General features: G+C 70.7%; 11 protein-coding genes and 1 pseudogene. 9 read left to right on the plus strand and 3 right to left on the minus strand.

Features of this window, described 5'->3' with window-relative positions; translation table 11 throughout:
* The first annotated feature begins 104 nt into the window (after window positions 1-104).
* From VGD85_RS22765 to VGD85_RS22775, 3 genes are read left to right on the plus strand one after another with little or no spacing between them, the layout of a single operon-like run.
* The gene (locus tag VGD85_RS22765; RefSeq protein ID WP_331065717.1) at window positions 105-467 is read left to right on the plus strand and encodes a hypothetical protein; all 363 of its coding nucleotides are present in this window, start codon (window positions 105-107) and stop codon (window positions 465-467) included.
* Window positions 468-526: 59 nt separating this feature from the next.
* Window positions 527-1,846: a sensor histidine kinase gene (locus VGD85_RS22770; RefSeq protein WP_331065718.1), complete on the plus strand. Its 1,320-nt coding sequence runs from the start codon at window positions 527-529 to the stop codon at window positions 1,844-1,846.
* Window positions 1,843-2,490: a response regulator transcription factor gene (locus tag VGD85_RS22775; protein ID WP_331065719.1), complete on the plus strand. Its 648-nt coding sequence runs from the start codon at window positions 1,843-1,845 to the stop codon at window positions 2,488-2,490. The genes VGD85_RS22770 and VGD85_RS22775 overlap by 4 nt, the downstream gene beginning before the upstream one ends.
* A gap of 126 nt (window positions 2,491-2,616) precedes the next feature.
* Here the strand turns inward: VGD85_RS22775 and VGD85_RS22780 are convergent, their stop codons facing one another.
* A complete protein-coding gene (locus tag VGD85_RS22780) occupies window positions 2,617-3,510 on the minus strand; it encodes a PD-(D/E)XK nuclease family protein (RefSeq protein WP_331065720.1) in 894 nt (297 codons plus the stop codon).
* A 68-nt stretch (window positions 3,511-3,578) separates the two neighbouring features.
* On the opposite strand from VGD85_RS22780, the gene VGD85_RS22785 reads away from it, so the two are divergent.
* The 3 genes from VGD85_RS22785 (at window position 3,579) to arc (ending at window position 7,631) form a co-directional block, all read left to right on the plus strand.
* Window positions 3,579-4,727, plus strand: coding sequence for a site-2 protease family protein (locus VGD85_RS22785; RefSeq protein WP_331065721.1), 1,149 nt, complete (start codon window positions 3,579-3,581; stop codon window positions 4,725-4,727).
* 9 nt (window positions 4,728-4,736) lie between these two features.
* The gene (locus VGD85_RS22790) at window positions 4,737-5,699 is read left to right on the plus strand and encodes a tRNA (adenine-N1)-methyltransferase (RefSeq protein WP_331065722.1); all 963 of its coding nucleotides are present in this window, start codon (window positions 4,737-4,739) and stop codon (window positions 5,697-5,699) included.
* A 177-nt stretch (window positions 5,700-5,876) separates the two neighbouring features.
* Window positions 5,877-7,631, plus strand: a complete 1,755-nt coding sequence (arc, locus tag VGD85_RS22795; protein WP_331065723.1) for a proteasome ATPase — start codon at window positions 5,877-5,879, stop codon at window positions 7,629-7,631.
* A 259-nt stretch (window positions 7,632-7,890) separates the two neighbouring features.
* Here the strand turns inward: arc and VGD85_RS22800 are convergent, their stop codons facing one another.
* Both VGD85_RS22800 and VGD85_RS22805 read right to left on the minus strand, forming a co-directional pair.
* Window positions 7,891-8,364, minus strand: a complete 474-nt coding sequence (locus tag VGD85_RS22800) for a YbaK/EbsC family protein (protein WP_331065724.1) — start codon at window positions 8,362-8,364, stop codon at window positions 7,891-7,893.
* Complete coding sequence (locus tag VGD85_RS22805; RefSeq protein ID WP_331065725.1) at window positions 8,361-8,987, minus strand: class I SAM-dependent methyltransferase; 627 nt, start codon at window positions 8,985-8,987, stop codon at window positions 8,361-8,363. Before VGD85_RS22805 ends, VGD85_RS22800 begins: the two co-directional genes overlap by 4 nt.
* Window positions 8,988-9,030: 43 nt before the next feature.
* Between VGD85_RS22805 and dop the strand changes: the two genes are divergently transcribed.
* The 3 genes and pseudogenes from dop to VGD85_RS22820 all read left to right on the plus strand — a co-directional run.
* Window positions 9,031-10,539 (plus strand): depupylase/deamidase Dop, encoded by a 1,509-nt coding sequence (gene dop / locus VGD85_RS22810; RefSeq protein WP_331065726.1) that lies wholly within the window; start codon window positions 9,031-9,033, stop codon window positions 10,537-10,539.
* Window positions 10,540-10,556: 17 nt separating this feature from the next.
* The gene (locus tag VGD85_RS22815; protein ID WP_284535595.1) at window positions 10,557-10,754 is read left to right on the plus strand and encodes a ubiquitin-like protein Pup; all 198 of its coding nucleotides are present in this window, start codon (window positions 10,557-10,559) and stop codon (window positions 10,752-10,754) included.
* Between the two features lie 5 nt (window positions 10,755-10,759).
* A pseudogene (locus VGD85_RS22820) lies at window positions 10,760-11,016 on the plus strand (proteasome subunit beta); the annotation flags it as partial.

The following is an 11,016-nucleotide window of genomic DNA, read 5'->3' on the forward strand; positions in this document are numbered from 1 at the left end:
CGGGGGGAGCTGTTCCACCTGGATAGGCCCGAAAAGGTTAGAAGATGCTCGTCCGACGCGTTCCCGCCATCGTGCTCAGCCTTGCGCTGGGTGCAGCGGCCCTCGTGAGTGCACCTATCGCATTCGCGGGTGATGGCGGGAACGCAACGGACGTCCAGAAGGACCGCGACACCTGCGGAGCGGGCACGCCGACCCGGGCCAAGCTCAAGGTCGGTACCCTCGAGGACAACAACTCCCGCCTGCTCGTAGTCGGCACCGTGTGGAGCGACGACGACGATGTCTGGGAGTGGCGGATGCGCCACAACGGCGAGCTCTCCTTCGAGGGACGCGCTCGCGGCCGCGAGGACGTCGACCTGGCGTTCCGCGTCTCCCGCACGATGATCAACTGGGACGGCGCCGACGACATCGTGTTCCGCGCCGAGAACCTCCGCACCGGCGAGGTCTGTCGGACCGCTCTGTCCTACTGAGGGGCGCCGCGGCGCCTATCCTGGGCGGACCCGAGCGAAAGGTCCGACGGTTGAGGTTCGTGCGCAGCCCGATCGCGCTGTTCCTGGTGATCGGCGTGGCGACCGCGGCGGCCATCCTGGTCGGGTCGAATCACCTCGCCGCCCGGGCCGCCTCAGACGAAGCCATCTCGGAAGCCGAGCGCACGACCCAGCTGCTGGCTCAGTCCGTGATCGGTCCGGAGATGCCTCGTGGCCTGGTCAACCTGCGGCCCCAGAACGCCGACCAGTTCACCGGCCTCCTCGACCAGTTCGACCTCGAGATCAAGGCCCGGCTGCTCGACGTGGACCGGCCGTTCCGCATCAACCTCTGGTCGCGCGACGGGCGGCTGGTGTACACGAGCGAGTTGCAGGTCCTGATCAAGAACGTGCGCTCCTTGGACCTGCGGCTCGACCCTGAGCAGCGCCGCATCCTCCACAACGGCGGCGTCGATTCCGAGATCGTGGATGCCTCCGCACCCGACGCGCAACACAGCCTGGTCGATGAGGGCACCGACGGCATGGTGCGGATCTATGCCCGCGCGCAGTCTCCGGAGGGCAAGCCGATCCTGGTCGAGACCTACTTCACCCTCGACGAGCTGAGCGCGCGGCGAGCGGAGATCTTCTCGTCCTTCCGATGGATCACCCTGGGCGGCCTCGGCCTGCTCGTCCTGGTGACCACCGCGATCCTGGTCGCGCTGACCCGTCAGCTGCGCCATGCCAGCACCGAGCGAGAGCGGCTGCTGCGCTCGGCAATGGACGCCTCGGACGCCGAGCGGCGCCGGATCGCCCGCGACCTGCACGACAGCGTCGTCCAGGACCTCGCGGGCACGGCGTTCGCCGTGAGCGCGGTCGCCCGCAGCGCCGAGACGCCCTCGGACGCCCGCGACACACTGGACGGCGCGGGCTCCTCGCTGCGCGACAGCCTCAAGTCACTGCGCTCGCTGCTGGTCGAGATCCACCCACCCGACCTGCGCGCGGACGGACTGGCCGCGGCGCTCGCCGACCTCACCGCCTCAGCCGCTGCCGCGGACGTCCAGGCATCGGTCAGCGTCGAGGGCGCCGAGACCGCCTCGGACGCCAAGGCGGCACTGGTCTGGCGGGTGGCCCAGGAGGCGGTCCGCAACGCGCTGCGGCACGCGGCCGCCTCGACGCTCGCCGTGACGGTCCGCGGCGACGGTCAGCGGCTGACCCTCGAGGTCGTCGACGACGGCGTGGGCTTCGCACCGGACTCGATCCGAGACCCCGACCGATACGGTCTACGCGGGCTGCGTAGCCTCGTCGCCGACCACGGCGGCGTGCTCGACGTCAGGTCGGCCCCCGGCGAGGGGACCACCGTGCACATGGAGGTGGATGCCCAGTGACGACGCCCACGAACGTCCAAGGCACCGTGCCGATCCGTGTGGTGCTCGTCGACGATCACGCGGTGATCCGCGCCGGGCTCGAGCAGCTCCTTGGCGGCACCGACGACATCGAGGTGGTGGGCACCGCAGCGAACGGGGCCGAGGCGCTCGACGTCGTACGCCGGATCAAGCCCGACGTCGTCTTGATGGACCTCCAGATGCCCGAGGTCGACGGCGTGGCCGCGACCCGGGCGATCATGTCCGAGCGGCTCGGCGTCGACGTGCTCGTGCTGACCTCCTTCTCCGACAGCGAACGGATCATCGCCGCCCTGGACGCCGGCGCCGTCGGCTACCTCCTCAAGGACGCCGACCCCGACGACGTGCTCCAGGGCATCCGAGCGGTCAGCCGCGGCGAGTCCCCGATCCATCCGAAGGCGGCCCGAGCCCTCCTCGGCACCCGCGCAGGCTCCCCGCAGGTGCAGTTGACCGCCCGCGAGACCGAGGTGCTCACGCTGGTCCGCGAGGGCCTGGCCAACAAGCAGATCGCCCGTCGCCTCGACATCAGCGAGCGCACCGTCAAGGCCCACCTCACCTCCGCCTTCGCCCGCATTGGTGTCGCCGACCGCACCCAAGCCGCCCTGTGGGCCGAGCGCAACGGCCTCTGACCCCACCGGCCGCGGCTCCTTCGTTTGCGCGGTTTGGTCACCAACGACAGAACGGGAGCGCTCCCATCTGCGGTTGGTGACCAAACCGCAGAGCCATGGCCCAGCGCAAGCGACCCCGGCGCAGCGCTAGTCGCGGGACTCGTCGACCGTGAGGTCGGCCGAGGGCTCGCGCACCGGGAGCGGCGGGGGAGTGCCGCCCCAGGCCGGGCAGATGCTCCGGTGCGCGCACCAGTCGCACAGCCGGCCCGGGCTGGGTCGCCAGTCACCGGCCTCCTCCGCGCGCTTGATGGCCTGCCAGATCGCCTCGACCTTGCGCTCGGTGGCCAGGAGATCGGCCTCGTCGGGCACGTACCGCAACAGCTCCCCGTTGCCCAGGTAGACCAGCTGGAGCATCGCCGGCACCACCCCGCGCGTACGCCAGATGACCAGTGCATAGAACTTCATCTGGAACAGCGCCTTGGCCTCGAACATCTCCGAGGGGGACCGGCCCGACTTGTAGTCGACCACCCGGATCGCACCGTCCGGAGCCACGTCGATGCGATCCACGAAGCCACGCAGCAGCAGCCGGGAGTCCAGGAGAGTCTCGACGTACAGCTCGCGCTCCGCCGGCTCGAGCCGGCGCGGGTCCTCGAGCGTGAAGTACCGGTCGAGCACCGACCGGCACGAGGCCAGCCACGCCGCAGCCTCGGCGCCCTCGCCCTCGTCGGGGAACATCTCGCGCAGCTCGGGGGCCGCCTCGACGAGCTGCTCCCACGCCGGCTCGAGCATCGCCTGCGCCCGGTCGGGGGTGCGCTCGGCCGCCGGAAGGTCGAACAGGTCCTCGAGGACCTTGTGCACGACCGTGCCGCGGACGGCATCGGGCGAGGACGGCTCCGGCAGCCGGTCGATGGTCCGGAACCGGTAGAGCAGCGGGCAGCTCAAGAAGTCACCGGCCCGGCTCGGCGAGAGCGCACCGACGACCTCGATGCCGTCGACCGGGGTCGAGACCCGGATGGCCGGCGACTCCGACTGCGCGCTCATGACCGTCACCCTAGGCGAGCCCACCGACAGGCCCCGGCCGCCCTGCACCCGTCGGCTAGCCTCGACGCGTGTCCGACTCGCCGCCCGATCCTGCCCACCGGCCCCGGCCACCGGGGACCCTCAAGGTCGGCACGATCGCGGGCAGCGACGTCCTCGTCTCCTCATCCTGGTTCATCGTCGCCGGGCTGATCGCCGTCATCGTCGCGCCCGTGGTCGACCAGGCTCAGCCCGGGCTGGGGGCGTGGAAGTACCTCGCGGGTCTGGCGTTCGCGGTGATCCTGTACCTGTCGGTGCTGCTGCACGAGGCCTCGCACGCGATCGTCGCACGTGGCTACGGCTTCCCGGTCTCGTCGATCACGCTGCACTTCCTGGGCGGCATGACGTCCATCGAGGGAGAGGCCCGCCGGCCGCGCCAGGAGTTCTTCATCGCCGTGGTCGGCCCGCTCACCTCGATCGCGGTGGGTGCCGTCGCCCTCGGGCTGCGACCGCTCATGCCCGATGGCCTGCTGCTGATGGCGGTCGAGGGCCTGGCCGGCGCCAACCTGCTCGTGGGGGTCTTGAACCTGGTCCCCGGCCTGCCGCTCGACGGTGGGCGGGTCCTGAAGTCGCTGGTCTGGCGCCTCACCGGCAACGTCCACCGCGGCACGATCGTGGCAGGCTGGGGCGGACGGCTGACCGCGGCCCTCGTGCTGTTCTGGCCCGCCTTCCAGGAGCCGCTGCTGGGGACCGAGCCGGACGTCATGGACTACGTGCTGGCGTTCGTCGTGGCCGCCTTCTTGTGGTCCGGGTCGACCGCGGCGATGGCGTCGGCCCGGCTGCGGAGTCGGCTGCCGCACCTGGTCGCTCGCGACCTGGCGCGCCGTACGCTCGCGGTGCCGAGCGACCTTCCGCTCGCCGAGGCGGTACGCCGGGCCCACGAGGCCTCGGCCGGAAGCATCGTGACCGTGACGTCGAACGGGGTGCCCGAGGGGATCGTCAGCGAGGCCGCCGTCCAGGCCACGCCCGAGGATCGCCGCCCCTGGGTCGCGGTCTCAGCGGTCGCGCGGTCGCTCGAGGCGGGGCTCCAGCTCCCGGCCGACCTGGTCGGCGAGGAGCTCGTGATGGCGATCAGCCGCACCCCGGCAGCGGAGTACCTCCTGCTGGAGACCGACGGCTCGGTGCTCGGCGTGCTCGTGACCGCGGACGTCGATAAGGCGTTCCGCGCCGCCGGCCACTAGGGTGCGGCCGTGTCCGAGCATCCCGACGTACCGGCCGCGGCCTGGTCAGGCGTCCACCGAGGCCCCCTGCGCGAAGGGGAGTGGGTGCGCCTCACCGACAGCAAGGGCCGACGGCACAACGTCTGCCTCGAGGCCGGCAAGCGCTTCTTCTCCAACCGGGGACACTTCGACCACGACGAGCTGATCGGCCGCGAGGAGGGCTTCACGGTCACCTCGTCCGCCGGTGGGGAGTACCTGGTGTTCCGGCCCCTGCTCTCGGAGTTCGTGGTGTCGATGCCGCGGGGCGCGGCCGTCGTGTACCCGAAGGACGCCGCGCAGATCGTCGCGCTCGCCGACATCTTCCCGGGCGCCGAGGTCGTCGAGGCCGGCGTCGGATCGGGCGCCCTGACCTGCTCGCTGCTGCGCGCGGTCGGACCGTTCGGTCGGGTCACCTCCTTCGAGCGCCGCGAGGAGTTCGCCGAGGTCGCGCAACGTAACGTGCGGCAGTTCTTCGGCGCCCCGGACGGCGCGACCCATCCCGCCTGGCGCCTCACGGTCGGCGACCTCGCTGAGGCGCTGCCCGCGTCCGGCGAGCGCGCGGACCGCGTCATCTTGGACATGCTCGCGCCCTGGGAATGTCTCGACGCCGCCGCCGGCGCGCTGCGTCCCGGCGGCATCGTGTGCGCGTACGTCGCGACGACCACCCAGCTGTCCCGGTTCGTGGAGACCGTGCGGGTCCACGGCGGATTCACCGAGCCCCAGGCCTGGGAGTCACTGGTGCGCGACTGGCACGTCGAGGGCCTCGCCGTGCGCCCCGGCCACAAGATGATCGGGCACACCGCCTTCCTCGTCACGGCCCGGCGGATGGCCCCCGGCGAGCGTCCGCCGCTCAAGCGGCGACGCCCGGCCCCCGGCGCCTACGGCCCCGACTACACCGGCCCGCGGCCCGCCGACGTGCCCGCCGACCTGCCTGCTGAGGGCGCCGCGGACTGACCGTTGCGCGGTTTGGTCACCAACGACATCCCTCGGGCCAGATCGCGTGTCGTTGGTGACCAAACGGCAGGGAGCCCGACGACCCGGCTCGCGTCCAAATCGTGACCAACACTGCGAAATGGGGTCTTTCGTCCCGACCTGTCGCGGGTAGGGTCAAGTGCGAAGGAGGTGGCGCTGATGTCGACATCGGAAGGCGTGCCCGGCGCGGGCGGTCGCAGCCCCGAGGAGCTGGTGAGCCAGGTCCGGCTCCTGGAGGCCGAGATCTCCGAGCTCCGGCGCCGCCTGGGTGAGAGCCCCGGCAGCTCTCGCGGTCTCGAGCTGCGGCTGGCCGACGCCCAGCGCTCGGTCGCCGGCTTGACCTCGCAGAACGAGCGCCTTGCCCAGACGCTGCGCGAGGCCCGCGACCAGATCATGAAGCTGAAGGAGGAGGTCGACCGGCTGGCCCAGCCGCCCGCCGGGTTCGGAACCTTCCTCGCGCGCAACGACGACGACTCGATCGACGTGTTCACCGGCGGCCGCAAGCTGCGGGTGAACGTCAGCCCGAGCGTCGACCTCGACAGCCTCCAGCGCGGCCAGGAGGTCATGCTGAACGAGGCGCTGAACGTCGTCGCCGCCCTCGACTTCGAGGAGGTCGGCGAGGTGGTGATGTTCAAGGAGCTGCTCGCTGACGGCTCGCGCGCGCTGGTGATCGCCAACGCCGACGAGGAGCGCGTCGTACGCCTCGCCGAGCCGCTGCGCGGCGACACCATCCGCGCGGGCGACTCGTTGCTGCTCGACTCTCGGGCCGGCTATGTCTACGAGAAGGTGCCCAAGTCGGAGGTCGAGGAGCTCGTCCTCGAAGAGGTCCCCGACATCGCCTACGAGTCGATCGGTGGACTGTCCGGACAGATCGAGCAGATCCGCGACGCCGTCGAGCTGCCCTACCTCCACCCCGAGCTGTTCAAGGAGCACCAGCTCAAGCCGCCGAAGGGCGTGCTGCTCTACGGCCCGCCCGGCTGCGGCAAGACCCTCATCGCTAAGGCCGTCGCGAACTCACTGGCCAAGAAGGTCGCCGCGAAGACCGGCCAGGAGGGGAAGTCCTACTTCCTCAACATTAAGGGTCCCGAGCTGCTCAACAAGTACGTCGGAGAGACCGAGCGCCACATCCGCCTGGTGTTCCAGCGTGCGCGGGAGAAGGCGAGCGGCGGCACGCCGGTCATCGTCTTCTTCGACGAGATGGACTCGCTGTTCCGCACCCGCGGCTCGGGGGTCTCCTCCGACGTCGAGAACACCATCGTCCCGCAGCTGCTCAGCGAGATCGACGGCGTCGAGCTCCTCGAGAACGTCCTCGTCATCGGCGCCTCCAACCGCGAGGACATGATCGACCCCGCGATCCTGCGTCCGGGCCGGCTGGACGTGAAGATCAAGATCGAGCGCCCCGACGCCGAGTCCGCGCGTGACATCTTCAGCAAGTACCTCACCACCAGCCTCCCGCTGCACGCCGACGACCTCGCGGAGTTCGGTGGCGACCGCGAGGCCTGCATCGGCGGCATGATCCGGGCCACGGTCGAGCGGATGTACACCGAGACCGAGGAGAACCGCTTCCTGGAGGTGACCTACGCCAACGGCGACAAGGAGGTCCTGTACTTCAAGGACTTCAACTCAGGCGCGATGATCCAGAACATCGTCGACCGGGCGAAGAAGATGGCGATCAAGGACTTCCTCGACCACCAGCAGCACGGCCTGCGGGTCTCGCACCTGCTCCAGGCGTGCGTGGACGAGTTCAAGGAGAACGAGGACCTCCCGAACACCACCAACCCCGACGACTGGGCCCGCATCTCCGGCAAGAAGGGCGAGCGGATCGTGTTCATCCGCACGCTGATCACCGGCAAGCAGGGGACCGAGCCGGGGCGTTCGATCGACACGGTCGCCAACACGGGTCAGTACCTCTGACCCTGCCTCACGCACGGCGCGGGCTCCCGTGCCGCCCTGAGTGGTTGCCGTTTGGTCACCAACCACAGATGGGATCGCTCCCAGGATGTGGTTGGTGACCAAACCACACACATCGACGCCGCGCGGGACGTCGCCGGGCGAAGGGGGCTCCGGGGAAACCGGACGCGGGTGCCGAGGTCGATCGTGCGTGGGCGACCAACCAGGCTGTCATCAACCGCCAGGGCACCCACGGCACCGGCGGCGCCGGGGACTGACCCGCTCAGCCGGCGTCTGTGACGTCGGCCACCGTTGCGTGCAGTGCGGCCAGGAGCTCGGCTGCGTCGACGGTCAGCGCGACACCGGGCCCGCCGCCGCCGATGCTGACGGTGCCGCTGATCGAGGCGTCCGCGACGACCGGCAGCGACGCCGAGCTGCCGAGTGGGGTGATGGTCCCGCGGACGTAACCGGTGATCTCGTACGCCGCGTCCGCGCTCGGCATCGAGGCGCGATTGACGCCCAGCAGCGCACGAAGCTTGGGCCAGGCGATCTCCCGGTCGCCGGGGAGCAGCACGAAGCGGTGGTCGCCCTCAGCGAGCCGCACCACCATCGTCTTGACGATCTGACGGGGCTCCAGACCCCGGGCGCGGGCCGCCTCGGCGAGCGAGCCGACCGCCCCGTGACGGGTCACCGTGTGAGCCAGCCCCAGGGCCTGGGCCGCTGCGATCGCCCGCGCCGAGCCGTCGTGCTCGCTCACGAGGCCCGCCGCGCCGTGCCGAGGAAGCCGTGGGCCCAGGGCCGGGTCACCCGCGGACCGACGAGGTACGACGCCGTCACCTCGCCTACGTCGAGGCCCGCGTCGGCAACCAGTGCCGGGACGTCGCGGCTGAGGTGGCAGCCGCCGAAGATCCGACGCTGCATCGGCTCGAGCCGGCGCTGCCAGCGCTCGACGCCCGGGTCGGGAGCCAGGCCGTGCTCGAGGAAGTGGAACCGGCCGCCGGGCCGCAGGACCCGGCGTACCTCCCGCAGCGCCCGTTCCACGTCGGGGATCGTGCAGAGCGTGAACGTCGAGAGCACCGCGTCGTACTGACCGTCCGCCGCCGGCAGCCGCTGGGCGTCGTCGCCCGTACGCTCCACCGGAGCCGCGTGCCCAGCTCGCCGCTCGGCGGACATCTCCCAGGCCACGTTCGAGGGCTCCACGACGTCCACCGCCGTCACGGCAGCGGGGTAGTGCGGCAGGTTCAGCCCGCTCCCGAACCCGATCTCGAGGACCCGTCCACTCAGGCCCGAGCAGGCCGTCGACCGCCGCCGGGCGATCTCGGCGACCGAAAGCGAACGGTCGGTCAGGCGAGGTACGACGTGGTCGGTCCAGATGCCCATGCCCACGAGGGTAGGACGTGTTCCACTCGCGTAGGCTCGGCACATGAGCGTGCGCCGGGTCATGGGGACCGAGGTGGAGTACGGCATCGCGGTGCAGGGCCAGCCGTTGGCCAACCCGATGGTGGCGTCCTCCCAGGTCGTCAACGCCTACGCCTCGTCGACGGTCCAGGCTCGCCGAGCCCGCTGGGACTTCGAGGAGGAGTCGCCGTTGCGCGACGCTCGCGGTTTCGACATGTCGCGCCAGGTCGCGGACCCCTCGCAGCTCACCGACGAGGACATGGGTCTGGCCAACGTGATCCTCACCAACGGGGCACGGCTCTACGTCGACCACGCGCACCCGGAGTACTCCACGCCCGAGGTGACCACGCCGCTCGACATCGTCCGGTGGGACAAGGCGGGCGAGCAGGTGATGCTGGACGCCGCGCGCCGTGCCGGCCAGCTGCCGGGCGGCCCCCAGATCGTGCTCTACAAGAACAACACCGACAACAAGGGCGCGTCGTACGGCGCCCACGAGAACTACCTGATGCGTCGCTCGACGCCGTTCGGTGACATCGTCCGACACCTGACGCCGTTCTTCGTGAGCCGGCAGGTCGTGTGCGGCGCCGGCCGGGTCGGGATCGGGCAGGACGGCCGCGCCGACGGCTTCCAGCTCAGCCAGCGCGCGGACTTCTTCGAGGTCGAGGTCGGGCTCGAGACGACGCTCAAGCGACCGATCATCAACACCCGCGACGAACCGCACGCCGACCCCGAGAAGTACCGCCGGCTGCACGTGATCATCGGCGACGCGAACCTGGCCGAGGTCTCGACGTACCTCAAGGTCGGGACGACGGCCCTGGTCCTGGCGATGATCGAGGACCGGTTCATCACGACCGACCTCACCGTCGACGGTTCGGTCGCGGGCCTGCGAGCCATCTCGCACGACCCCAGCCTGCGCCAGAAGGTCACGCTCACCGACGGCCGGAAGCTCACCGGCGTCCAGTTGCAGCTGGAGTACCTCGATCTGGCCCGCAAGTACGTCGAGGACCGCTACGGCGCCGACGCCGACGCGCAGACCCTCGACGTGCTCTCGCGGTGGGAGTCGGTGCTCGACCGCCTCGAACGTGACCCGATGCTGTGCGCTCGCGAGCTCGACTGGGTGGCCAAGCTCAGGCTGCTCGAGCAGTACCGTCAGCGCGACGGCCTGGCCTGGGACGACGCCAAGCTGCAGCTCATCGACCTGCAGTATTCCGACATCCGGCCCGAGAAGGGGCTCTATCACCGCCTGGCGGACGGTGGCCGCATCGATCGGCTGCTCGACGACGCCTCTGTCGAGGCGGCGATGCACGACCCGCCCGAGGACACCCGGGCGTACTTCCGGGGCCGGTGCCTGGAGAAGTACCCCGAGCATGTGGCCGCGGCGTCCTGGGACTCGGTGATCTTCGACCTCCCGGGTCGCGAGTCGTTGCAGCGGGTGCCGACCATCGACCCGATGCGCGGCAGCAGGGCGCACGTGGGGGAGCTGCTCGACCGCAGTGAGACGGCCGAGGAGTTGTTCACCGCGCTCACCCGGTGAGTGGATAGGTTGGGGACATGGCACAGGAGCAGAAGCAACCACGGAAGTCCTCGGAGACCGAGGAGGCGGTGGAGACCGCCCCCGAGACCGATGTGGCCGAGCGCAAGGAGGCGCTCGACAGCGACGTGGACGACATCCTCGACGAGATCGACGACGTGCTCGAGACCAACGCCGAGGACTTCGTGAAGTCCTTCATCCAGAAGGGCGGGGAGTAGCCCGGATGAGCGACCCCCGACTGCCGGCTGCGTTCTTGCAGCCGGGTTCCTCGTCGTTCAGCGACTTCCTCGCCGCGCAGGCACCCGAGCTCCTGCCGGGGCGCCGGGCGGTGCCTCAGGGGCACGCGCCGGCGCGGGCCGGCGATCTGGCGCCGCACGGCACCACCATCGTGGCGGCGACGTTCCCCGGCGGCGTCGTGATGGCTGGGGACCGGCGCGCCACGATGGGCAACATCATCGCCCAGCGCGACATCGAGAAGGT

The sequence above is a fragment of the Nocardioides sp. genome (assembly GCF_036401255.1).
Taxonomy (GTDB): Bacteria; Actinomycetota; Actinomycetes; order Propionibacteriales; family Nocardioidaceae; genus Nocardioides.

Coding starts and splice junctions, on each gene's coding strand:
- VGD85_RS22780 (WP_331065720.1), bottom strand. CDS start 3,510: ATGAGCGCGCAGTCGGAGTCGCCGGCCATCCGGGTCTCGACCCCGGTC.
- arc (WP_331065723.1), top strand. CDS start 5,877: ATGTCGACATCGGAAGGCGTGCCCGGCGCGGGCGGTCGCAGCCCCGAG.
- dop (WP_331065726.1), top strand. CDS start 9,031: ATGAGCGTGCGCCGGGTCATGGGGACCGAGGTGGAGTACGGCATCGCG.
- VGD85_RS22805 (WP_331065725.1), bottom strand. CDS start 8,987: ATGGGCATCTGGACCGACCACGTCGTACCTCGCCTGACCGACCGTTCG.
- VGD85_RS22815 (WP_284535595.1), top strand. CDS start 10,557: ATGGCACAGGAGCAGAAGCAACCACGGAAGTCCTCGGAGACCGAGGAG.